The following is a 23,522-nucleotide window of genomic DNA, read 5'->3' as shown; positions in this document are numbered from 1 at the left end:
CTGCAGGAGTACCAGCATGAGCGCCGCCGAATTCAGCAAGCTTGCCGGGCTGTTCCCGGACGAAACGGTCACGCACTCCTATGTGCGGGACGTCCAACTGCCGGCCACTGGGGGCGGACCAGGCGTGGGCACGTTTGCGCTCATCACCCTCGACAACGGCCTCGACCCTTCCAAGCCCACCACCTTGGGACCCAATACTCTTGTGGAACTGGGCACCGTGCTGGAAGGACTCCGGGACCGCGCGGCCAACGGAGAAATTGTCGGTGTCGGCGTCACGGGCAAGCCCAACTTCCTCGTGGCGGGGGCCGACCTGTCCGCCGTTAAAAGACTCAGCCGCCGCGAGCACGGCTTGTGGATGGCACAACTGGGACACGAGGTTTATGGCACGCTCGGGAACCTCGGCGTCCCCAGTTTCGCGTTCATCAACGGCGTGGCCCTGGGCGGCGGGCTGGAAATAGCCCTGCAATCCACCTACCGCACTGTGTCATCCGCTGCCGGAGCGCTGGCCCTGCCGGAAGCCCTTCTCGGTCTGGTTCCCGGATGGGGTGGCGTGTACCTGCTTCCGAGGCTCATCGGGCCGGAGAATGCGGTGCGGGTGATGATCGAAAACCCGCTCAGCAACAACCGGACGCTGTCCGGTCCGGAAGCGTACGGGCTCGGCATAGCCGACGTGCTGTTCGAGCCGGCCGGCTTCCTTGAAGAGTCCCTTTCGTGGGCTGCCCAGGTCATCGCCGGCGAGGTCACCCCGGAACGGCCGCACGCCGTCGAGCCCTCAAATCCGGACGTTGAGGCGCGCTGGGCACGTGCGGTGGCCGGCGGACGGGCGTTTGTGGAGTCCAAGACCTCCAATGCCGCACCCGCCCCTGCCCGGGTGCTGGACCTCATGGAGGCAAACCGGACGATGTCCCGGACTGAATCCGCGGCCCTCGAATGTGAAACGCTGGCCGGGCTCATGCAGACCGACGAGTTCCGGGCCACGGTCTACGCGTTTTTGGACCTTGTACAGAAACGCTCCAAGCGCCCTGCAGGGGCGCCGGACCGTGCGCTTGCCCGCCCTGTGACGAAGGTCGGCGTCGTGGGCGCCGGGCTGATGGCCAGCCAGCTCGCCCTCCTGTACGCGCGCCAACTCAAGGTACCGGTCGTCATGACCGACATCGACCAGGCCCGCGTGGACAAAGGCGTGGGCTACGTCCATGGGGAACTGGACAAGCTGCTCGGCAAGAAGAAGCTCAGCCAGGAAGCAGCAGACCGCACAAAAGCCCTGGTGACCGGGTCTGTGTCCAAGGAACTGTTTGCTGATGCGGACTTCGTCATCGAGGCGGTCTTTGAGGAATTGAACGTCAAGAAGCAGGTGTTTGCAGAGGTGGAGGCCGTGGTCTCCCCCGACTGCATCCTCGCCACCAACACGTCGTCACTCTCGGTTACGGCCATGGCGGCTGACCTCCAGCACCCGGAGCGGCTGGTCGGTTTCCACTTCTTCAACCCGGTGGCGGTCATGCCGCTCCTGGAGGTTGTGCGGGCACCCACGACCGACGACGCCGTGCTGGCCACCGCCTTTGACCTCGCCCGGGGACTGAAGAAAACGGCCGTGCTCGTTGAGGACGCCCCGGCGTTCGTGGTCAACCGCATCCTCCTGCGGCTGATGGGCGAAGTAATCGCTGCCTTCGACGAGGGCACGCCGGCGGAGGTCGCCGACAACGCCCTGCGACCGATGGGTCTTCCGATGACGCCGTTCACCTTGGCCGCGATGGTGGGACTGCCTGTGGCGCAGCACGTGCAGGAGTCGCTGCACGAAGCCTTCGGTGAGCGGTTCCGGGTCTCGCAGAACCTGCAAAAGCTGATTGACAACGGTGCAAAATCCCTCTGGGCCCCTGCTGCCAACGGCGGCCAGGAGATTCCGCAGTCGACCATGGCCCTGCTGTCCTTCGGTTCCTCGCCGTCCACCGGCGAGGAAGTTCTCCGGCGGACCCAGGACGCACTGGCGGAGGAGATCGGCCTGATGCTCAACGAAGGTGTGGTGGCCGGGCCGGAGGACATCGACCTGTGCATGATCCTTGGCGCCGGCTGGCCGATGTTCCTTGGCGGCATCACGCCCTACCTGGACCGGGTAGGCGCGTCGGAGCGAGTTAACGGCAAGCGGTTCCTTCCCCCGGGAGTGGCTTCCCGCGCTTGAGGCCGGTGCCGCCACTTAAGCTCGGCGCGTTGCCGCTCACACCTCGAAAGCCGAGCGGAAGGCAGCGAGGGCGGCGTCCCCTGCTTCCACCCCTGGCCCGCCGGAGGCACCGGCCTCCAGACCAACGACGCCCCCGTACCCTGCCTGCGCCAGCGCTGAAGCAACGGCGCGGTAGTTGATTTCTCCGGTTCCGGGCTCGAATCTTCCTGGAACGTCGGCCACCTGCACCTCGCCGATGTGGGGAAGTGCTGCCCGGACCAGCTCGATGAGGTTCCCCTCGCCGAGCTGCGCGTGGTAGAGATCCAGCATCATCTTGACGTTCGGGTGGCCGACTGCCGTGACGAGGGCAAGGGTGTCCTTGGCCCGCGCCAGCGGTATCCCTGGATGGTCCAGGATGGTGTTCAGGTTCTCGAGGGCAAAGGTGACGCCGTGCTTCTCGCCCAAGACGGCAAGGCGTTCCAGGGTGCGGAGGCCGGTCAGCCACATTTGGCCGGTGGCCCGGTGCAGCGGCCGCACGGCGACGCCGCCCTCACCGAGCTCAGCCGGGTGCACCACCAGCCGCTCGACGCCAAGTTCCAGGGCGGTCGGAATGAGCTTCTCGGCGGAAGCGACCACCTCATCAGCGCTGTCGGAATCGACGAGGCTACCGCCGAAGTAGCCGCTCATCGACGAGAAACGGGCCCCAGTGGCCGCGAGGGCAGCGATGTCCCTGCCCCGGGTGTCCCAGAGCTCAACCTCGAAGCCCTGGTCATGAATTCTGCGAACGCGGTCAATCAGAGGCAGTGCGCCGTAGACCATCTCGGCGCAGACTGCCAGACGGAAACTCATACCGTGTCCCCCGCCAATTGCCGTTCAGATCCGGCTGCCCGCAGTTCCGGCTCGGCTGCCCGGAGTTCGGCGACGGCGGACACCTCGACGGGGAGACCTGTTTCGGCTGACTCTGCTGCTGCCAAGGCAACCGCGAGGGCGTTGCGGGCATCGGTCCAACCCGGACCCGGCTTGGCGGAAGCACCAGCACCGTCCCGGCGTGCAATGACGGCATCCGCGAACCGGGCCACTTCCGCGGTGTACGCATCGTGGAAGAGATCCACGTTCAGCCGCACGGTTGCCGAGCCGATCCCGGCCGCGGTGTAGCTGACTGCTCCCGAAGCCTGGGGACCGCCGGCCGTCACCATGCCGGCGGAGCCGAATACCTCGCCACGCACGTCATAGCCATAGAGCGCGTTGAAGTTCGCCTCGGCCACGGCTATGGCGCCGTTGCTGTAGGTCACGGTCACAACCGCCGTGTCGAGGAGTCCTCCGGCCTTCGCTGCCGGTGCCACGAGGGCGTCAGCGACGGCGTGGACGCGGACAGGAACAGCACCGGGGTTAAGCCAGTTGAGCGTGTCAAAGTCATGAATCAGGGTTTCCAGGAAGATTGTCCGCGGCGGGATCCGCTCAGGGTTCGCGATGCCGGCTGCTGTGCCAGGATCCCGCGTCAGCGAGCGGAGCAGCTGGGGCACCCCCACCACGCCGTCGTCGATCAGTTTCCGTGCAGCGGCAAAGTCCGTCGCAAACCGCCGGTTGAAGCCGAACTGCACCGTGACCCCGGCGTTCTCGGCTGCCTCCATCGCTCCGTCCAGCTCCTCGACGGTGCGCCCTCCCGGCTTTTCACAGAAGACGTCCTTGCCCGCCTGTGCAGCGGCGGCGATCAGTTCCGAGTGGAAACGTGCGGGCGCGGCAATCAGCACCGCATCGACGTCGGGATCAGAGAGCACGTCGGCTGGGTCGGTGCTGATCTTGGCGACTCCCAGCCTGCCGGCTAGGGCTTCGACCGCGGGCAGCGCGGGATCGGCAATGGCTTCGAGGCGCGCGTTGGGTATACGGCGGGCAACGGACTCGGCGTGGAAACCGCCAATCCAGCCCGCGCCGATCAAGGCGATGCGGGCCGGCCGGTCAGCGCTGACCGGATGCTTGAGGTAAGTCATGGGTTTCTCCCTAGTGACATTGGAACGTGGAGCCGAGAGCTAGATCGTTCTAGTTGAACCATAATGACAGTAAAGTGGCCGCCCTGTCTAGATCGTTCTATAGACTGATCCGGACGGAGGAGGAACATGACCGAACAGCAGCGCAGGCCCACCCTGGTGGACGTGGCCCAGGCCGCAGGCGTTTCGCGGGCCTTGGTCTCCATCGTGATGCGAGGGGTCCCGGGTGCGTCGGAGTCAACGAGGCAGAAGGTTCTGGAAGCTGCACGGGAGCTCGGCTACCGGCCTGACAGCCGGGCCCGCCTGCTGCGCAGCAGCCGCACCAGGCTGCTGGGCCTGAGCTTCTTCAGCTCCGAGGCCTTCCATGCCGAGATCGTGGATGCCGCCTATGCGGAGGCAGCAGCCTGCGGATATGAGATCGCCCTCAGCGCAGTGGGCAGCGGCCGGCCTGAGGCACGCGCGATCGAATCGCTCCTCGATTTTGGTTCCGAGGCGCTGATCATGGTGTCGCCCACCCTCAGCGCACCGGAGCTGGCCGGATATGCCGCCAACGTTCCGGTGGTCAGCCTTCTGCGGAACGACGTCGGCGGCTTGGTGGACTCGGTCAGCAGCGATGACAGCGCCGGCATCAGGCTGGCCGTGGAGCACCTGGCAGGCCTCGGGCACCACACCATCGTCCATGTCGACGGCGGCGCGGCCGTTTCCGCCAGCCAGCGCCGGGAGGCTTTCCGGGCTGAAATGGAGCGGCACGGCCTTGAAGTGGGGATTGTCGCCGGCGGACCCACGGAAGAGGACGGATTGAATGCATTCCGGTCCCTGCGCGATAACCTCCCCTCCGCCGTTCTGGCCTTCAACGACCGTTGCGCCCTCGGCCTGATCGAGGGCCTGCGTGCCGACGGGCTGAAGGTGCCCGACGACATCTCCGTGCTCGGCTACGACGACAGCCAGTTTGCCCGGCTCAGCTACATGCAACTGTCATCCGTCAGCCAGGACGCGCCCCTACTCGCAGCCACGGCCGTCAAACGGGCTGTTGACCGGATCGAAGAGCCGCAGGGGCCCGCCCACATCGTCAGAACGCCACACCTGGTGGTCCGCACGTCCACCGCAGCACCCAGGGACGGGCGAAGCGCGGGTAGCTAACTACCCACAAGCCTGCCATTCCTGAGCTCGACAGTCCTGTGGGCGTGGGCCCTGGCGAAGGCCAGGTCGTGGGTCACCATGACGACGGCGGCGTTCCGGTCCGTCGCCCGGGCAATGGCGGCGGCGAGCCGGTCCAGGCCGTGCGCATCAAGCGCCACTGTGGGCTCGTCGAGGGCCAGGACGGCGGGCTCCCGTGCGAGGACGGTGGCCAGCGCCAGCAGACGCCGTCCCGAGCCGGACAGCTCGTGGGGATGGACGTCCAGTGAACGTTCGAGCCCCACCGACTCCAGTGCTTCACCCGCCTTCGCTTGCGCCTGCTTGCCGTACAGCCGCTCCAGCCCGAACAGCACCTCTCTCTGCACTGTCCGCTCGAACAGCTGGTGGTGGGGATGCTGGAACAAGAGACCGAGCCGCGCGGCAACGATGCCCGTGGGGACACCTGCGATCGATTCACCCGCCACCCGTACTTCCCCCTGCGCCGGCCGCAGCAAGCCGTTGCAGAGCCGCAGCAGCGTCGATTTCCCGGCGCCGTTGGGTCCGGTGACAGCGAGAATTTCGCCCGGGCGGACATTCAGGTCAACATTCTCCAGCAGCAGCCTGCCGCCGGACTTTCTGGCGTCGAAGCCGAAGGACACGCCGTCCAGTTCCAGCGCAGGCGCAGCAGGGGCGGGGAGAGCCGTGGAGGCGGCGACAGCCGGAGGCACCGTTCGAACGGGAGGCGGTCCGGAAGGCCCTGGGAGGATAACCCCGGAACCGGCCAGGGATCCTCCGGCCAGCAGCCGGGCCGGAGGCCCGGCTGCTGTGGGTGCCCCTTCATTCAGGACCAGCCACTGCGCCGCCGCCCGGGCCAGCCCGTCGGCCTGCTGGCTCAAGACCACGACGGCGGTCCCCCTTGCCAGCAAGGCGGCGATGAGTTCCGTGATGGTCTGTGCCCCCGCAGTGTCAAGGGACGCCAGGGGTTCGTCGAGGACCAGGACAGCGGGATCGGTGACGACGGCGCACCCGACGGCCAGACGCCGCAGCTCTCCCCCGGACAGCGTTGCCGGGTCCCGTTCCAGCAGGCCTGTGAGACCGGTTCGAAGGGCGGTGTCAGTCACAATCCGCATCATGTCAGCCCGGGCGACTCCCAGGTTTTCCAGGCCGAAAGCAAGCTCTTCAGCCACTGTGCTCCGCACCCCTGAAAGCATGGCTGCCGGATCCTGCGGGACGTAGCCCACGTGCTCGGCCCAGGCGGCCGGGTCAATGCGTGGGTCACCGTCGCCACCGGCAAAAGTGAGCGGCCCGCCGTCGTTCGTGCTTCCGCCGACATCCACGTGCAGGGTACCCGTGAGCTTGCCGTCGCGTCCGCCCGCCAGCCAGGCCGCCAGCAACCGCCCCAGGGTGGACTTGCCACTTCCGGACCCACCAAGCACGACAGTCAACGATCCCGGGGCAGCAATGAGGTCAACACCTTCCAGTGCCGGGGAGGAATCGCCATGGAAGGTGAATGACGTGATGTGCGCGCGCAGGGTTGCAGTGGAGGCAGGCTGGCCGCTCATGCTGGAGTTCCTGCGGAGTAGGACGTCACAACCCGCAGCGCAACCGCAGCCCCGGCGAGCAGGAGGACAGCCCACCGGAAGGCGCGCTGTGCTGCCGAATCGTACACTTTCCGGTAGCTGGTCCTTGGACCCGGCCGCCGGAAACCGCGCGCGTCAAGCGCCTGCGCCCGGGTGCCGGCCTCGTGGACGAGGCCCAGCACGAGCGGGAACATCTGCAGCCGGAGGGCATGCAGGCGGCTCCGGAAGTCCTTCCCGATCACCAGCCCGCGGGACTCCTGCGCCTGGCGCACAGTCTGGAGCCGCGCCGCAATGATCGGGGCCAGCATCAGGGTGGAGACCAGGACGTAGCCGAACTGTGGCGACACACGGAGCGTTGTCAGCGCCGCCACCAGATCCGGGACCCTGACGCTGAAGGAGAACAGCATCAGCACCAGCACAAACGCGGAGGTTCGCAGCCCCATGTCCAGGGCAAACCCCAGCCCTTCGGCTGTCACCCTGGCGGGCCCGAAGGCGGCCAGAACAGTGCGCCCCTCCGGGAAAAACAGGCCGTGCATCAGCAGCAGCGAGAGCCAGAAGGGCACCAGGATGGCGCCGCCGGCGAGCAGGACGCGGCGGGCGGTGCCCGTAACGGCCGCCAGCGCTGCGGCGCCGGCAGCGACGGCGAGGGACACCGGCCAGCTGGAGGCCGCCGTCGTAATTGCCAGGACTGCGGCCGCCGCGGCCAGCAGGGTGAGGGGGTTAAGTCGCGGCGCCACGTCTGTTAAGGAAGCCTTAGGCGTTTTTCGGGGCGGCAGTTTTCCCGGCAGCGTTTTCCTCACCACGGCTCTTGCCGGCCAGAACGTTGTAACGCCGCACAAACGGGAACTGGAACGTGGTGCGGCGCGGCAGGGCGTAGACGAGCATGGCGGCGATGGCGAACACGATGGCCTTGTCCATGGGGTCGGAGATCAGGGCCTGCTTAGTGATGGCGGCGAGCAGGGTGTCGCCCATGGCGCGGAAGGCGCTGACGATGGCACCGGTGCCTGCGCCGGAGGTTCCGCCAAAAACGAATGCCGCGATGGGGGCCGAGACCACTCCGGCGAGGATGCCGGTGGCAAAACCGGCAACGGGTGCCAGGTAGAAGCGTCGGAACAGACCGTAGCGGGCGGCGGTTCCCGCGAGGAACCCGATCAGCGCGGAACCGGCTGCAAAGGGAAGGACCGTGGGATTGATGAAGGACCAGACGATGCTGCTCAGGGCTCCGGTGGCCGCTCCGGCGGCGGGGCCGGCGAGAACTGCGATCAGCACGGTGCCGATGGCGTCGAAGTAGAAGGGCAGGCCGCTGGTGCCCATGAGCTGCCCGAGCACGATGTTCAGCACGAGGGCCACCGGCATGAGGACCACGGTGGACGTCGGAAGCGTGGGCAGCACCCCGGCGATCAGCAGGGCGGCGCCGAGCAGGAAACCGCCCAGGGCCACGAGTGCGGAGACGCTGCTGAGTCCGCCGGCGATGTCGGTGGGCTGGGTGAGCACCAGGTAGATGAAGGTGGCCGCGATCGCGGCAGCGCCGAGAAGTTCGAGCAGCCGGCGCTTACGGGCCGACTGCCGTCCAGGGGTCGGGAGGGTCAGGGAGGGCTGAGACATGATGGATCCTTTGGCTGATGACGGCGGTTCCGCCCTGTGGCGTGATCTTCCGCGTACGCAAAACAGGGCGCCTATGTCACCTCGACGCGGCTACCATCCTACCGAGCTGCGGGCACGCCCTGCTACAGCGGGAGCTCCGGGCTAACTCTCGACGGCGGAGCGGGGTGCCAGCATGCGGGCCAGCGCACCGACAGAGGAGATCAGCTCGTCGAAGCACTGCTCCGGTTCGTTCCAGGTGACGATCCGGGCGTTGGGAGGCTCATTCCAGATGCCGCGGAAGTCAGCCACCGTGGTGCCGATAAGGCGGGGCGATGCGGTTTCGACGTGGACGGTCGCCGTGCGCGTCCGGAACGGGGTGCGGCCAATGGCGGCGGCGGCGGCAAAGGCGTCGTGCATGTGCGCGATGTAGCCCTGGTCGTAGAGCCGGTGGAATTCCAGATAGAAGCGGATGGCGTCCGAGAGGCAGGCCACCAGCGGGTTGTCTGAAACACTGCGCTGTCCTTCAGGCTGCCCAGGCAGCACGAGTTCCGGCTCGCGTGCCCCGGCGGCCTCGGCCAGCCTCTGCAGGTGTTCGGGCCGCAGCTCGATCCGCTCGGTTGTTTCAAGGGCGCAGACAACGGGCAGCCGGTCCTCGGGCAAGCCGCTGTAGGCCGTGAAGACCTCCTGGGCGGCGTGCGGATCAACGGAGACGTTCCACTCCGCGGTGGGTGTGGTGTTGCCCTGGTAGTTGAAGCATCCGCCCATGATCACCAGGCCCTTGAGCAGCGCCGGCAGCCCGGGCTCGCGGCGCAGGGCCAGGGCGAAGTTGGTCAGCGGGCCGGTGATGAGGCCGGTGATTTGCCCGGGACGGGCGCGGACAGTGTCCACCCAGACATCAACGGCATGGCGCGGTGAAATTTGCTGCACTGGAGGCGGAAGCTCTGCGTAGCCGATCCCCTGCGGCCCGTGGGTCTCTTCCGTGGTGACCAGCGGAATCTCGAGCGGCACTTCAGCGCCAACGGCTACTTCAATACCGCTTTTGCCGCAGAGTTCCAGCAGTGCCAGATTGTTCAGCGCCACCTGCCGGGCACCCACATTTCCCGCGGTGCAGGTGATTGCCTCGAGCCGGACCTCGGGGCGGGACAGCAGGTAGACCAGCGCCAGCGCGTCGTCGATCCCGGTGTCGACGTCCATGAGGACGGAGTGCGTCAGACCAGCATCCATTAAAAGAGGGCAACCTTGGGTGTCCGCGGGAAGATCCTGTCCAGCTCTTCAAGCTCCGCCTTGTCCGGAACCCAGGCCACCGCTTCGGCGTTCTGCCGGACCTGCTCGGGCCGGGTGGCCCCGGCGATGACGCTGCTGACGGAGGGCTGCGCCGCCAGCCAGGAGAAGGCGACCTGGACCTCGGTGAGTTCGCGTTCTGCGGCAAAGGCGCTGAACTCCTTTAGCTGCTGCCAGTCGGCCTCGTCCACCAGGTGCGTCCGGGTGTGGCTCAGCCGCGTGCCTTCGGGCGCCTGGTGCGGTGCGTATTTTCCTGTCAGGAGCCCGTTCGCCAGGGGGAAATAGGGCAGCACACCGATTCCGTAGGCCTCAGCGGCCGGGGTGACCTCCAGTTCAGCGCGGCGGTCCAGCAGGTTGTAATGGTTTTGGGCAGAGATGAACCGTGCCCCGCCCCTGGCCCGGGCTACGTATTCGGCTTCGGCGATCTGCCAGCCCGCCCGGTTGGAGTGGCCGATGTACCGGACCTTGCCGCTGGTCACCAGGTCGTTCAGGGCGTCCAGCGTCTCTTCGATCGGCGTCAGCGGGTCCGGCGTGTGGAACTGGTACAGGTCGATCCAGTCCGTACCCAGCCTCCGGAGTGAGGCCTCCGCGGCACGGATGATGTAGCTTCGGGATCCGCGGGCGCCGTAGTCCCTGCCGTTGGTCCCGCGCATGTCCAGGCCGAACTTGGTGGCCACCACGGCTTCACCGCGCCTGCTGCCCAGGGCCTTGCCGAGCATCGTTTCGCTCAGGCCGGGCTCCCGGCCGTACGAGTCTGCGACGTCGAAGAGGGTCACCCCGGCGTCGAGCGCGGCATGTACGACGGCGTCAGTCCCCTCCTGCGACTCGGTCACCGTATGCGCCCGGCCGAGATTGTTGCAGCCAAGTCCCACAACGGAGACGGTCAGTCCGGATTTTCCCAGCCTGCGGTATTCAGTCATGAAAACACCCTACAACGGCGGCGATGAACGCCTGCTCAGCTGCCGGAAAACGACAGGCCGTGCTCGTCGAGGGCATCCTGCAGCTGCGCCAGCGTTTTCGGACTCATGCCCGGAAGCTGCGTGACCTGGCGGTGTCCCAGCTGCGCGAGCTGTTCGAGGGTCTCCACGCCGGCATGAGCCAGCATTCTCCGGGTGGGCGAGGCTATGCCACGCGGCAACGGTGTCCGGCCCGGTTGTGCTGGTTTCTGCGGCATTCGGTCTGCCTTCCTCTGGGGAACGTAGGACTGGCGTTACAGGATGACCCGTCAGGGAATGAATCGTGAGAGTGAATCGTGAAGGGGTAAAGGAACGGTTAAAGGGTAAAAACAGAAGCCTGCTTCGGTGAGTGCTTGAGCTTCAGTGCTGTGGGATCGGTGTAGGGAGCGGCGCCGATGCTCAGCTTGGTGAAGTCGAGGTCTTCGCCGCGGATGCAGACCTTAATGGCGTTCACGGCTTTGTTGACGTCCGGGCACAGGCAGAAGATGTTGAGCTTGGAGTCGCTGAATTCCGAGCGCTCCACCGTGCCGAGGCCGCGCCAGGCCAGGTGGCTGATCAGCGCATCCTTGGCTTTCTCCTCCAGGTACCTGTCCCGGCTGGTGCCTTCCCGGGTTTTCAGGGCGTACTGGGCCACCACCCAGAACTGTTCCTGCTCCGGAAGCTCCGCGTATCCGTCCTCCTCGCACTGCGCAGCGAACGCATCCATCAGGCGGTCGGCGGCCTCGGCGTCGTCGACGTCCGTTTCCTCGGTCTTACTCTGGTGGCCCACTGCCCCGTGGTTCATGACGAACTGGCTGTAGTCCTCGTCGAACCAGGCCTCCCTGAAGTGGAGGGTCCCGTCTTCGTTGCGCTTGTAAACCCGGATAATGCCGCTCATGCCAGTCCTTCGGTGGATCGCCCGCGGTCTGAGCCGCCTAACAGTGGATGCCTGGCAGTGGATGCCAAACAGTGGAACTCCCGCCTTACGGCGAAATGAAGATTGCCGCGATGCTGACGGCAAAGTCTTTCTACAGTTTGGGCAGGCTGCCCGTGGTGGGGTGCTCCTGTCCCGGAAGGGGCCGGGCAAAGGGCACCTTGGTGCCCAGGACCTGGGCGACGACGTCGTGGGTGATCTGTTGTGCTGTGAGGCCCACGCGTTCCATCACCTGGCTGCGTGTGCCGTGGTCGAGGAACTCCACCGGCAGGCCGACTTCGTTCAGGGCGGTATCCACACCTGCAGCGCGCATCTCCTGGCGGATCCGGGATCCCACCCCTCCGGCGCGCACGCCGTCCTCGATGCAGATCACCAGGCGGTGCCGTGCCGCGAGGGCGATGATGGATTTCCGGACCGGAAGCACCCAGCGCGGATCCACGACGGTGGAGCTGATGCCCTGCGCGCCGAGCCTGTTTGAGACGTTGAGGGCAAGCTCGGACATGGCGCCGACGCTGACGATGAGGACGTCGTTTTCGGTGGAGCCGGAGGGACGCCGGGCGAGCACGTCCACGCCGTCGCTCAGCCGCTCGACTGCCACGATTTCTGCCCCGACTGTGCCCTTCGAGTAGCGGACCACGGTGGGAGCATGCTTGATGGCCACTGCTTCGCGCAGTTCTTCACGCAGCCGTGTGGCGTCACGAGGCGCCGCGAGGTGCAGCCCCGGAACGATCTGGACCATCGCCATGTCCCACATGCCGTGGTGGCTGGCGCCGTCGGGGCCCGTGACACCGGCCCGGTCAAGCACGATGGTCACGCCGGCCTTGTGCAGCGCCACGTCCATGAGCAGCTGGTCAAAGGCGCGGTTAAGGAAGGTGGCGTAAACGGCGACCACGGGGTGCAGCCCGCCGAAAGCCATCCCGGCAGCGGAGGTGAGGGCATGCTGCTCGGCGATGCCGACGTCGAACACGCGTTCCGGGTGCCGGGCGGCAAATTTGTGCAGCCCCACAGGGATGAGCATCGCTCCGGTGATCCCGACAATGTCTTTGCGCTCATCCGCGATGTCCGCGATCTCGTCGGCGAAGACCGAGGTCCAGGACTTGGCTCCGCCGGCCTCGGTGGGCTCGCCGGTTTCCGGATCGATGATGCCGACAGCGTGGAACTGGTCCGCTTCGTGGGCACGCGCCGGCGCGTAACCGTGGCCCTTCTCCGTCATGGCGTGCACAATGACGGGGCCGGCATAGTTCTTGGCGGTGGACAAGGCATGTTCCATCGCGTGGAGGTTGTGTCCGTCTACGGGGCCGATGTACTTCATGCCCAGGTCTTCGAACATGCCCTGCGGAGCCCACCAGTCCTTGATGCCTTTTTTCATGGCGTGCAGGCTCTTATAGGTGAACTGTCCCACGGGGCCGCCGCTCTGCAGCTTTTTCTTCCACCAGTCGAGGGCTACCTCGTACGCGGGCGCGGTGCGGAGGGAGTCAATGGTGGGGCGCAGTGACGCGAGGTAGTCAGCGAAGCCGCCCACCGTCGGGGCGTAGGAGCGCCCGTTGTCGTTGACGACAATGACGACGCGGCGCTTTTTGTCCGCAGCGATGTTGTTGATGGCTTCCCACGCCATGCCGCCGGTCAGCGCGCCGTCTCCGACAATGGCGACGACGTAGCGGTCGCCTTCACCTTTCAGCTTGCGGGCACGGGAGATGCCGTCGGCCCAGGAAAGGGAGGACGAGGCGTGCGAGCTTTCGACGATGTCGTGCTCGGACTCGGCGCGGTCGGGGTAGCCTGACAGCCCGCCCTGCTGGCGGAGGGTGCTGAAATCCTGGCGCCCGGTGAGGAGCTTGTGCACGTACGACTGGTGGCCGGTATCAAAGACGATGCTGTCGCGGGGGGAATCGAAGATTCGGTGCACCGCCATGGTCAGCTCAACGACGCCGAGGTTCGGACCGAGGTGTCCGCCCGTCTGGGAGACGTTGCCGATCAGGAATTCCCTGATGTCGGCCGCCAGTTGCGTCAGCTGTGCCTGGGACAACTTGCTCAGGTCCTGCGGATTCCGGATGGTCTCCAAGATTCCCAACGGCCTCTCCTTCAGGGTGGTAAACATGCCTTATAACTCTAACGCCTTCAAACCTGCACCAACGCATGAGGCCCCGGCCGGTCAGTGACCGGCCGGGGCCTTTCAGCGTTCTGGTTGGCGTACTGGTTGCCGGGTCAGCCCCGGCAGAAATCCGCTAGTTCGCGGAAATCTGGCGCAGAACGTACTGCAGGATGCCGCCGTTGCGGTAGTAGTCCGCTTCACCCGGGGTGTCGATGCGGAGCACAGCGTCGAACGACTTGGTGGAGCCGTCCTCTGCGGTTGCGGTGACCTTCAGGGTCTTGGGCGTGGTGCCTTCGTTCAGGGCGGTCACACCCTCGACAGCAAAGGTTTCCGTGCCCGTCAGGCCCAGGGTGGCAGCGGATTCGCCCGCCGGGAACTGCAGCGGCAGGACACCCATGCCGATGAGGTTGGAGCGGTGGATGCGCTCGTAGCTCTCGGCGATGACGGCCTTGACGCCCAGCAGCGCGGTGCCCTTGGCAGCCCAGTCACGGGACGAGCCAGAGCCGTACTCCTTGCCTGCCAGAACAACCAGCGGGGTGCCGGCAGCCTGGTAGTTCTGGGCGGCGTCGTAGACGTAAGCCTGCGGGCCGTCGGCCTGGGTGAAGTCGCGGGTGAAGCCGCCCTCCACGCCGTCCAGGAGCTGGTTCTTGATGCGGATGTTCGCGAACGTGCCGCGGATCATGACCTCGTGGTTGCCACGGCGCGAGCCGTAGGAGTTGAAGTCCTTCCGCTCCACGCCGTTGGCCAGCAGGTACTGCCCTGCCGGGGTGTCCGACTTGAAGGAACCGGCCGGGGAGATGTGGTCAGTGGTGACGGAGTCGCCGAGCTTGAGCAGCACGCGGGCACCGGTGATGTCCTGGACCGGCTCCGGCTGGGCCTGCATGCCCTCGAAGTACGGGGGCTTCCGGACGTACGTGGACTTCTCATCCCAGGCGAAGGTGTCGCCGGCCGGGGTGTCGAGCGCCTTCCAGCGGTCGTCACCTTCGAAGACGCCTTCGTAACCCTTGGCGAACATTTCCTTGTCGATGGAGGAGTCGATGACTTCCTGCACCTCGACCGGGTTCGGCCAGATGTCCTTCAGGAAGACGTCGTTGCCTGCTTCGTCCTTGCCCAGCGGGTCAGTGTCGAAGTCGAAGTCCATGGAACCGGCCAGGGCGTAGGCGATGACCAGCGGCGGGGAAGCCAGGTAGTTCATCTTGACGTCCGGGTTGATCCGGCCTTCGAAGTTGCGGTTGCCCGAGAGCACGGCGCTGACAGCGAGGTCGTTGGCCTGGATGGCCTCCGAAATCTCAGCTTCCAGCGGGCCCGAGTTGCCGATGCAGGTGGCGCAGCCGTAGCCCACGATGTAGAAGCCCAGCTTCTCCAGGTACGGGGTGAGGCCCGACTTCTCGTAGTAGTCGGTGACTACCTTGGAACCGGGGGCGACCGAGGTCTTTACCCACGGCTTCGCGGTGAGTCCCTTGTTAACAGCGTTGCGGGCCAGCACGGCGGCCGCAAGCATGACGGAGGGGTTGGACGTGTTGGTGCATGACGTGATCGAGGCGATCGTGACAGCTCCGTGGTCCAGGTCGAACTCGCGGCCGTCTTCCATCTTCACCGGGACGGGGCTGGAGGTCCGGCCCTCGGCACCGTGTGCTGCGGAGTACTTCGGCGGAACGCGGTCCGTGTCCGTCACGTTCGTGCCGCCCGTGGTGAATGAGGGCGGGTCAGAAGCCGGGAAGGATTCTTCCAGCGACTCATCCAGCGTGCCTGCGTCGGCATCGTGGTTGACGTAGTTCTTGAGGTCGTGGCGGAACTCGTCCTTGGCCTCGGTGAGCTCGATCCGGTCCTGCGGGCGCTTCGGGCCGGCGATGGACGGAACAACCGTGGACAGGTCCAGCTCGAGGTACTCCGAGAAGCGCAGTTCGCGTGACGGGTCGTGCCAGAGGCCCTGCTCCTTGGCGTAGGCCTCAACCAGCGCGACGTTCTCGTCCGGACGGCCGGTGAGGCGCAGGTAGTCGAGGGTGACGTCGTCGATCGGGAACATAGCAGCCGTGGAACCGAACTCCGGGCTCATGTTGCCGATGGTGGCGCGGTTTGCCAGCGGCACGGCGGCAACGCCTTCGCCGTAGAATTCCACGAACTTGCCCACCACACCGTGCTTGCGCAGTATCTCGGTGATGGTCAGCACCACGTCGGTCGCCGTGGCGCCGGCGGGGATGCTGCCGCTGAGCTTGAAGCCCACGACGCGCGGGATCAGCATGGAGACCGGCTGGCCCAGCATGGCTGCCTCGGCTTCGATGCCGCCAACGCCCCAGCCGAGCACACCCATGCCGTTGACCATGGTGGTGTGCGAGTCAGTGCCGACGCAGGTGTCGGGGTAGGCGCGAACCGTACCGTCCACCTCGCGGGTCATGACGGTGCGGGCCAGGTACTCGATGTTGACCTGGTGCACGATGCCGGTTCCCGGAGGAACAACCTTGAAGTCGTCGAACGCGGTCTGGCCCCAGCGCAGGAACTGGTAGCGCTCACCATTGCGCTGGTATTCGATCTCCATGTTGCGCTCCAGTGCGCCGGAGTTTCCGAAGACGTCGATCTGCACGGAGTGGTCGATGACCAACTCGGCGGGTGCCAGGGGGTTCACCCTCTTCGGATCGCCCCCCAGCTCCTTGACAGCCTCGCGCATGGTGGCGAGGTCAACAACACAGGGCACACCCGTGAAGTCCTGCATGATCACGCGTGCGGGCGTGAACTGGATTTCAGTGTCGGGCTGGGCATTCGGATCCCACCCTGCCAGGGCGCGGACATGATCGGCAGTGATGTTCGCGCCGTCCTCGGTCCTCAACAGGTTTTCAAGCAATACCTTGAGGCTGAACGGAAGGGATTCTGACCCTTCAACGGAGTTCAACCGGAAAATTTCGTATTCGGTTCCGGCTACATTAAGTTTGCCTTTTGAACCGAAGCTGTCCACAGTGCTCATCGCAGGACTCCTCTCGCAACAGTTTCATCTTTGTCGCGCGGTTGACCGCTTGCTAGTTAGGGGAGCCTAATTAGTGCTCGACTCGTCAAATTGCAGGGGCCAGCCGTGAGGCCGGAGCGCGACGTGGGACTACGAGCCCCATAGTAGTGGCATCAGCTGCGGGGCGTCAGCAGAGCCACCGTCTCCAGGTGGTGCGTGTGCGGGTACAGGTCGAAGGCCCTGAGCCGCACGAGTTCCCAGCCGCCCTGCTGGAAGTACCCGATGTCGCGGGCAAAGGACGCCGGATCACAGGAGACGTACGCGATGGCGCGCGGGCTGGAAGCCATCAGCTGGTTCACCACTGCCTTGCCGGCACCGGCCCGCGGGGGATCCAGCACGAGTGCATCGAAGCTTCGGGGCCGCTGGCGCAGGATCCGCTCCACGCGGCCCTGCACAATTTCCACCTGCGGGGCACCGTGCAGGTTTTTCCGCGCGTCCCGGCTGGTGCCGGGCGCACCTTCCACCGAAAGCACTGATCCTGTGACGCCGACGGCGTCCGCCAGCGGGGCGGTGAACAGTCCGGCGCCGGCGTACAGGTCCGCCACGGCAGCGCCCGGCTCGAGGAAGCCGCCGTCGTGCAGGAACTCTGCGACAGCGCCGACGAGTGTTTCCGGGGCAGCGCGGTGGATCTGCCAGAACCCGGCGCCGGTAACGCGGTACTCATGGCCGACGGCGGTTTCCTGCACCCAGGTCCTGCCGCGCAGCTGCAGCGTCTCATCCTTCAGGGGATCGTAGCTCGCCACGGAGACGTCCGCCGGAAGCTGGGCGAGGACGGAATTGAGACGTTTGACACTGGTGCCCGGGGCAGGCGCGAGCAGCACGAGCGGGCGGGAACCGTTGGCGGGTGCGGCGACCTCCACCCTCTCGATGCCCTGCAGGTCGACGTCCCACAGGTGAAGATCGTTGATGGCCGCCACGGCGAGCGGCATTTCCCGGACCGGCACAATATGGTCCGAACGGTGGGCATGCATGCCCAGCTTGCCGCCGGCGGTGACAGCAAAGCTGGCCCTGGTGCGCCACGCGAGGCCGTCGCCGCCGTCGGACGCTGCTCCGTTGCCCGCGCCGTTGCCGGCGCCGTCCACTGCCTCCACTGCGGGGGAAAGCCCGACGCCGGCGAGCCGCTTGAGCTGTTCGGCCAGCACCTCGGACTTGAGGCTCCGCTGCCGCGCCAGTGCGATGTGCCCCAGCTCGGCGCCGCCGACCGGCGGCCGCCCCCGTTGCCACGCAGCCAGCGAATCGGCAACCCGCCAGAAATGCGGCACACGGTCAGGCGAAGCTTCCAGGACCTCCACCACATCGGCGCGCCAGAACTTGGCCGTCTCCCCCGCATCGGTCAGGCGCACCCGCACCTTTTCGCCGGGAATGCCGTGCCGGACGAAAACCACGCGGCCCTCGTGCCGTGCCACGCAGTGCCCGCCGTGGGCCACGGGGCCGACGTCCACCACCAGTTCTTCGCCGGCGGAGGAGGTCTGAGGTTCGGGGTTCATTGGATGTCCTGCAGTTTCTTTGCTTCTTCGGATGATTTGAGCTGCCAGGGAACGCTGGCCACCATGACGCCTGGTTCGAAGTGGAGCCTGGTCTTGATGCGCAGCGCCGTCTGGTTATGGACGAGCTGTTCCCACCACTTGCCCACCACATATTCGGGTATGTAGACAACGATGAGGTCGCGGGGTGAGTCCCTGCGCATGTTCTTGATGTACTCCATGATGGGAGTCACGGTTTCGCGGTAGGGGCTGGCAAGGACCGTGAGGGGCACAGGGATGTCCAGCTTTTCCCAGTCGGCGAGGGTGTGGGCTGTTTCCTCCTCGTTGATGTCCACGGTGATGGCGTCCAGCCGGGAGGGCCTGGAGGCGCGGGCGTAGGCCAGGGCTCGGAGCACGGGCTTGCGGACGTGGGACACCAGCAGCACGGCGTGGACACGGGTGGGCAGGGCGCGCGGTGAGGAATCCTCGTCGACGGCAAGTTCCCTGGCCACGTTGTCGTAGTGCGCCCGGATGCTCCACATGATGAGGAACAGCACGACCATTGCCAGCAGGGCGATCCAGGCACCCTGCTCGAACTTGGTGACGAGCACGATGACGAGGACGAGCGCTGTCATCCCGAAGCCGATCATGTTGATGGTCCTGGACTTGATCATCCGGAGGCGCACGGCCTTGTCCCGGGCCAGTTTCAGCTCACGGCCCCAGTGCCTGACCATGCCCAGCTGGCTGGCCGTAAAGGAAATGAAGACCCCTACGATGTACAGCTGGATGAGCTTGGTCACATCAGCGTTAAACGACAGAATGAGCACCAGCGCACCGGCGGCCAGGGCGAGCACGCCGTTGCTGAACGCCAGGCGGTCGCCGCGGGTGCGGAGCTGGCGGGGCAGGTAGCCATCCTGGGCGAGGATGGATCCCAGCACGGGGAAACCGTTGAAGGCCGTGTTGGCGGCAAACACCAGGATCACGCCCGTCGCGGCGACCACAATGTAAAAGAAGATGGACCCGGGCCCGAAAACGGTCTGCGCGATCTGGCTGATGGCGGGGGTCTGAATGTACCCCGTCGGCGGTGGCTGCCCGTTCAGCAGGAATTCCGTGGCCGGATCCATCACGATGTGCACTTTGGTTGCATTGGCCAGGTAGATGACGCCAGCCAGCATGGACGACCCGATGATCCCGAGGAGCAGCAGCGTCGTCGCGGCGTTTTTGCTCTTCGGCTTCTGGAAATTGGGCACGCCGTTGCTGATGGCCTCCACGCCGGTCAGCGCCGCGGCCCCGGAGGAGAACGCCCGCAGCAGCAGGAATGCGCCGGCCAGGCCCACCAGCCCCTCGTCGAAGCCGGGAGCCGGCACGATAGTGAAGGCGGCCGACGGCGCCTGGCCAAGTTGGCCTGCCAGCCCCTGGAAAATACCGACGGCGGTCATGCCCAGGATCGATGCCATAAAGATGTACGTGGGCACCGCGAATAGACTTCCGGCCTCCTTGACGCCGCGCAGGTTCACGAGGGCCAGGATGATCACACCGACCGTGGCCAGCATCGCCTGCTGGCCGTGGAGGGAGGGTATGGCTGTAGTCAGGTAGGTCGCCGCAGAGGACATCGAGACGGCAACGGTCAGAACATAGTCGACGAGCAGCGCCGATGCCACAGTCAGTCCGGCGTGCCTTCCCAGGTTCACGTTTGCGATCTCGTAGTCGCCGCCGCCGGAGGGGTAGGCGTGGACGTTCTGGCGGTAGGAGGCCACGACCGTCAGCAGCACCACCATGACTGCGAGTCCCACAAGGGGGGAAAACGCCACCGCGCTCACGCCGGCCAGCGCCAGCGTCAGGAGGATCTCATCGGGGGCGTAGGCCACGGATGACAATGCGTCCGAAGCATAGACGGGAAGCGCAATTCTCTTCGGCAGCAGCGTGTGGGCCATCCGGTCGCTCCGGAAGGGCCTCCCCACGAGCACCCGCTTCACGGCATTCAGAATTGTCAGCACCACACAAAGTTAGTCTGATTCACGCGCGATGTCATGGCGGTGATCCGGCGGTAGAGTCGTACCGGGCAGCAGAGGAAACTGGAGGAGACACGGGTGGCGCACTTCGTGATCATGGGTTGTGGACGCGTCGGGGCCACCCTCGCGCACACGCTCGAGGACGCAGGCCATTCAGTGGCCATCATCGACCAGGACGACCGCGCTTTCCGCCGGCTGCGTTCCGGCTTCACGGGGCGCAAAGTCACCGGCGTCGGTTTTGACCGCGACACTCTGAAGCAGGCGGGAGTGGCCGAGGCCTACGCTTTCGCCGCGGTGTCCAGCGGTGACAACTCCAACATCCTGGCCACCCGCGTAGCGCGCGAGACCTTCCACGTCCAGCACGTGGTCGCCAGGATCTACGATCCGGGCCGGGCCGAGATCTACCAGCGGCTGGGCATTCCCACGGTGGCCGCCGTGCGGTGGAGCGCCGATCAGGTCCTGCGCCGCATCCTCCCCGAACAGCACATGGCCGGGGACTTCCGCGAGCCTTCGGGCCGGTTGGTCCTCGCCGAACTCGACATCGACCCCGCGTGGATCGGCCACCCTGTCGCCTCGATTGAAAAGGCCGCCGATGTCCGCATCGCGTACCTGACCCGCTTCGGCGAAGGGATGCTTCCAACCTCCGGCACCTCGTATCAGGACGGCGACACCGTGCACGCCATGATGCGCCTGGACCGCAGCGCGGAAGTGTCGCAGATTCTCGCCAAAGCACCCGCCAAGGAGTTGTAAGTGAAAGTCGTCATCGTCGGAGCCGGAAGCGTGGGTTCCTCGATCGCCCGGGAGCTGCTGGCCCACAAGCATGAGATCCTGCTCATCGACCTCAAACCCGAAGTCATCGGCCGCAGCGGCCTGCGCGGCGCGCACTGGCTGGTGGGCGACGCGTGTGAACTGAGCACGCTGCAGGACGCGAAGCTTGAAGACGCGGACGTGGTGGTCTCGGCGACCGGCGACGACAAGGTCAACCTGGTCGTTTCCCTGCTGGCCAAGACCGAATTCGGTGTGGGACGCACGGTGGGGCGCGTGAACAACCCCAAGAATGACTGGATGTTCAACGACTCCTGGGGCGTCGACGTCGCGGTCAACACTCCGCAGCTCATGACGGCGCTGGTGGAGGAAGCGGTGGAGATCGGCGACCTCGTCCGGCTGCTCACGCTGCAGACCGGTGTGTCATCCCTCGTGGAATTCACGGTGCCGCACGACTCCCACGCCATTGGCCTCACCGTTGGAAGCATCGACTGGCCGGAGGACTCGACGCTCGTGGCGATCCTCCGCGACCAGGCACCGATCACGCCGAGCCGCGACGACGTCATTGACGGCGGCGACGAGCTCTTCTTCGTGACAACGATTGCCGCGGAGGACCAGCTGCGTGAGCTGCTCTCCCCCGGATCGTCACAGGGCCCCGGATCGTTACACGGCGAGGAGGCTTTCGGCGGAACCGCGTCCTCCGATGAGGCCGGGTTGCCGTCGCACGAGGCAGCTTCCAGCGGGACTTCAGAGGACGTCCCGGCTCCGGTCCCGCAGACGAGGCTGGATCAGTCGGTGGACGACGACGGCTTCGCCGGCTGAGTTCCCGGCACGGGTGCCGGCCGGGTTACCAGCCATGCCAGCCACACGCCCAGTATGTACAGCGGCGCGCCCATGATGAGCCGCGTGGTGGCCAGGGCGGCGAGTCCGTCAGGGCCCATGAGGTACAACGGCACCTGCACCACTAGCCGGAGGGCCAGCACACCCACGATGATCCATGTGCCCAGCTGGTAGGCGCGCACCCGGGCCGGGTGCTGCCGCCAGTCCAGACCCTCATTGCGGATGAAGCCGAACAGCAGTCCGGCGATGGGCCACCGGACGGCGATGGAAGTGACCATCGCCACGATGTAGGCCGCATTGGTCAGGAAGCCGGGAAGGTAAAAGTTCTCCGCCTTGCCGGTGCTGTTGGCAAGCCAGGCGGAAATCCCGACGCCGACCACTCCGGCCAGGGCCTGGGTCAGCGGGCGGCGCTGGGCGAGGCGCACCACGGTAAACACCGCGGCCGTTGCCAGTGCGGCAATCAGCGACGGCGTCAGGGCAGCTGTGACGGTGAAGGAGACAAGGAACACCAGGCCGGGGAGGATGCTCTCCGCGATACCCTGGTAGCCGCCGGCGCTCTTGAGGACGTCGATACGGCCGTCGTCTGTGCGGTGCAGCCCTGCCTTGGAGGCGTAGCCCTCAGCCAGGTCCGCGAAGCCCGGAGCCTCCGGCGGCGTCGGCCTATGATTCTCCTGCTCGGGCCTATCCCTCTCCTGCTCGGGGTTGTCGGGCAGTGTCATTGGTTCTCCTGGCGGGACAGTATTTCGTAGCGGGGGTTGAACATGGTGGGGACGCCCTCACGCACGGTCAGCATGCCTTGCAGGCGGACTTCAGTGCCGGCGTCGATACCGGGAACGCGCCTGCGCCCCAGCCAGATGACGCGCAGCCGGCCGCGACCTTCATGGTCTGACACTGTGGCGGTGAAAGACGCCACCTGGCTGGCAGGGACGTAGGTCACCGACTCGATGAAGCCCTGGCACAGCACGCGCCCCCGTTCCGGCAGGCCGCTGATGGGCACCGGTCCGTCCTGCGGAGAGGGTCGGGCGTCAACCAATCTGGGTGATCTCCGGGCCGCGCTCAGGCTGTTCGAATTCCGGCGCGCCCTCAGGTGCGCCCTGCGGTGCAGGTCCTGCCGCGTCCTTGGGCAGGCGCAGCTGCAGCAGGTCCCTTGGCGGCATGGGGTTGTCGCCCCGGATAACGACGATCTTGCGGAACAGTTCCTCGAGGCCGGCCGCGGCTTCCCGGTTCAGGGCAGCCTCGCCTCCGAACACACCGCGGAGGAACCAGCGCGGACCGTCGACGCCGATGAAGCGCGCCACGCGGTATCCCTGGGTCCCGTCGTTGATGCCGGAGGGTAGCTTGGCCACAAGCTCGGTGCCGAACTCGCCCGGGATCTCCTCGACCTGCCCGCCCTGGCTGCCGACCGACTGGCCGATCTGTTCGCGGATTTCATCCCACAGGCCCTCGGAGCGGGGAGCCGCGAACGCCTGCAGCTGCAGGCTCGACCCGTCCAGGTCCATGGTGACTGCCACTACGCGCTGGGTAGCCTCCTCGACCTCCAGCCGCAGTTGCAGCCCTTCGCGGGGTGCAATCAGCAGGGCGCCCAGGTCGACGTAGCCGTCCTTGCTGCTGACCTCGGAGACATCGAAGGGGCCCGTGACGCTGCGGCCGGATGCTTCGGGAACGCCGCCTGCCTCATCGGCTGCGTCGTAATCCTGCACTTCTTCCAGGTGTGCAGCCTCTTCCATCTTGGCTTTCCTGCGCCGCCCAAAAACCATGGGTTGTCTCCTTAGTTGTGATCTGTCCCCT

Annotated in this window: 20 protein-coding genes; 4 read left to right on the top strand and 16 right to left on the bottom strand. The window is 66.2% G+C overall.

Annotated elements, in window-relative coordinates:
* The first annotated feature begins 16 nt into the window (after positions 1-16).
* Positions 17-2,173, top strand: coding sequence for a 3-hydroxyacyl-CoA dehydrogenase NAD-binding domain-containing protein (locus tag ACIP9X_RS20000; RefSeq protein ID WP_400481507.1), 2,157 nt, complete (start codon positions 17-19; stop codon positions 2,171-2,173).
* 36 nt (positions 2,174-2,209) lie between these two features.
* Here the strand turns inward: ACIP9X_RS20000 and ACIP9X_RS19995 are convergent, their stop codons facing one another.
* The gene (locus tag ACIP9X_RS19995; RefSeq protein WP_400481506.1) at positions 2,210-3,001 is read right to left on the bottom strand and encodes a TIM barrel protein; all 792 of its coding nucleotides are present in this window, start codon (positions 2,999-3,001) and stop codon (positions 2,210-2,212) included.
* Positions 2,998-4,140, bottom strand: a complete 1,143-nt coding sequence (locus ACIP9X_RS19990; RefSeq protein ID WP_400481505.1) for a Gfo/Idh/MocA family oxidoreductase — start codon at positions 4,138-4,140, stop codon at positions 2,998-3,000. The genes ACIP9X_RS19995 and ACIP9X_RS19990 overlap by 4 nt, the downstream gene beginning before the upstream one ends.
* Positions 4,141-4,266: 126 nt before the next feature.
* Here ACIP9X_RS19990 and ACIP9X_RS19985 point away from each other — a divergent pair, with 126 nt between their 5' ends.
* Positions 4,267-5,277, top strand: coding sequence for a LacI family DNA-binding transcriptional regulator (locus ACIP9X_RS19985; protein WP_400481504.1), 1,011 nt, complete (start codon positions 4,267-4,269; stop codon positions 5,275-5,277).
* Here ACIP9X_RS19985 and ACIP9X_RS19980 read toward each other — a convergent pair.
* The 11 genes from ACIP9X_RS19980 to ACIP9X_RS19930 form a co-directional block, all read right to left on the bottom strand.
* Entirely contained in the window at positions 5,274-6,815 is a 1,542-nt protein-coding gene (locus ACIP9X_RS19980) for an ABC transporter ATP-binding protein (RefSeq protein ID WP_400481503.1), read from the bottom strand. The two genes, ACIP9X_RS19985 and ACIP9X_RS19980, sit on opposite strands and share 4 nt — an antisense overlap.
* Positions 6,812-7,570, bottom strand: a complete 759-nt coding sequence (locus ACIP9X_RS19975) for an energy-coupling factor transporter transmembrane component T (RefSeq protein WP_400481502.1) — start codon at positions 7,568-7,570, stop codon at positions 6,812-6,814. Before ACIP9X_RS19975 ends, ACIP9X_RS19980 begins: the two co-directional genes overlap by 4 nt.
* 16 nt (positions 7,571-7,586) lie before the next feature.
* Entirely contained in the window at positions 7,587-8,438 is an 852-nt protein-coding gene (locus ACIP9X_RS19970) for an ECF transporter S component (protein WP_400481501.1), read from the bottom strand.
* Between the two features lie 141 nt (positions 8,439-8,579).
* A complete protein-coding gene (locus tag ACIP9X_RS19965; protein ID WP_400481500.1) occupies positions 8,580-9,641 on the bottom strand; it encodes a nucleoside hydrolase in 1,062 nt (353 codons plus the stop codon).
* A complete protein-coding gene (locus tag ACIP9X_RS19960) occupies positions 9,641-10,618 on the bottom strand; it encodes an aldo/keto reductase (RefSeq protein WP_400481499.1) in 978 nt (325 codons plus the stop codon). Before ACIP9X_RS19960 ends, ACIP9X_RS19965 begins: the two co-directional genes overlap by 1 nt.
* 35 nt (positions 10,619-10,653) lie before the next feature.
* Complete coding sequence (locus ACIP9X_RS19955; protein WP_400481498.1) at positions 10,654-10,803, bottom strand: helix-hairpin-helix domain-containing protein; 150 nt, start codon at positions 10,801-10,803, stop codon at positions 10,654-10,656.
* A 167-nt stretch (positions 10,804-10,970) separates the two neighbouring features.
* Positions 10,971-11,531: a hypothetical protein gene (locus ACIP9X_RS19950; RefSeq protein ID WP_400481497.1), complete on the bottom strand. Its 561-nt coding sequence runs from the start codon at positions 11,529-11,531 to the stop codon at positions 10,971-10,973.
* Positions 11,532-11,661: 130 nt separating this feature from the next.
* A complete protein-coding gene (gene dxs, locus ACIP9X_RS19945) occupies positions 11,662-13,635 on the bottom strand; it encodes a 1-deoxy-D-xylulose-5-phosphate synthase (RefSeq protein ID WP_400481554.1) in 1,974 nt (657 codons plus the stop codon).
* Positions 13,636-13,789: 154 nt separating this feature from the next.
* Positions 13,790-16,615 carry an aconitate hydratase gene (locus tag ACIP9X_RS19940; RefSeq protein ID WP_400481496.1) on the bottom strand — a complete coding sequence of 942 codons (2,826 nt, stop codon included), beginning with the start codon at positions 16,613-16,615 and terminating at the stop codon, positions 13,790-13,792.
* A gap of 152 nt (positions 16,616-16,767) precedes the next feature.
* On the bottom strand, positions 16,768-18,141 hold the full coding sequence (locus ACIP9X_RS19935) for a class I SAM-dependent RNA methyltransferase (protein ID WP_400481495.1): 1,374 nt from the start codon (positions 18,139-18,141) through the stop codon (positions 16,768-16,770).
* Positions 18,138-20,114: an APC family permease gene (locus ACIP9X_RS19930; protein WP_400481494.1), complete on the bottom strand. Its 1,977-nt coding sequence runs from the start codon at positions 20,112-20,114 to the stop codon at positions 18,138-18,140. Before ACIP9X_RS19930 ends, ACIP9X_RS19935 begins: the two co-directional genes overlap by 4 nt.
* Positions 20,115-20,207: 93 nt before the next feature.
* On the opposite strand from ACIP9X_RS19930, the gene ACIP9X_RS19925 reads away from it, so the two are divergent.
* Together ACIP9X_RS19925 and ACIP9X_RS19920 are read left to right on the top strand one after the other, a co-directional pair.
* Positions 20,208-20,879 carry a potassium channel family protein gene (locus ACIP9X_RS19925; protein WP_400481493.1) on the top strand — a complete coding sequence of 224 codons (672 nt, stop codon included), beginning with the start codon at positions 20,208-20,210 and terminating at the stop codon, positions 20,877-20,879.
* Entirely contained in the window at positions 20,880-21,716 is an 837-nt protein-coding gene (locus tag ACIP9X_RS19920) for a potassium channel family protein (protein WP_400481492.1), read from the top strand.
* On the opposite strand, the gene ACIP9X_RS19915 is transcribed toward ACIP9X_RS19920, so the two are convergent.
* The 3 genes from ACIP9X_RS19915 to ACIP9X_RS19905 are packed head-to-tail and all read right to left on the bottom strand — an operon-like array spanning position 21,683 to position 23,491.
* On the bottom strand, positions 21,683-22,453 hold the full coding sequence (locus ACIP9X_RS19915) for a DUF3159 domain-containing protein (RefSeq protein WP_400481491.1): 771 nt from the start codon (positions 22,451-22,453) through the stop codon (positions 21,683-21,685). The genes ACIP9X_RS19920 and ACIP9X_RS19915 overlap by 34 nt on opposite strands.
* Positions 22,450-22,767, bottom strand: coding sequence for a hypothetical protein (locus tag ACIP9X_RS19910; RefSeq protein WP_400481490.1), 318 nt, complete (start codon positions 22,765-22,767; stop codon positions 22,450-22,452). The genes ACIP9X_RS19915 and ACIP9X_RS19910 overlap by 4 nt, the downstream gene beginning before the upstream one ends.
* Positions 22,760-23,491 (bottom strand): DUF3710 domain-containing protein, encoded by a 732-nt coding sequence (locus ACIP9X_RS19905; protein ID WP_400481489.1) that lies wholly within the window; start codon positions 23,489-23,491, stop codon positions 22,760-22,762. The genes ACIP9X_RS19910 and ACIP9X_RS19905 overlap by 8 nt, the downstream gene beginning before the upstream one ends.
* Positions 23,492-23,522: the final 31 nt, after the last annotated feature.

It is taken from the genome of Arthrobacter sp. NPDC093125, from assembly GCF_044754225.1.
Classification (GTDB): domain Bacteria; phylum Actinomycetota; class Actinomycetes; order Actinomycetales; family Micrococcaceae; genus Arthrobacter.
The sequence above is the reverse complement of the archived record's forward strand: the minus strand, read 5'-3'. Positions and strand labels throughout refer to the sequence as shown.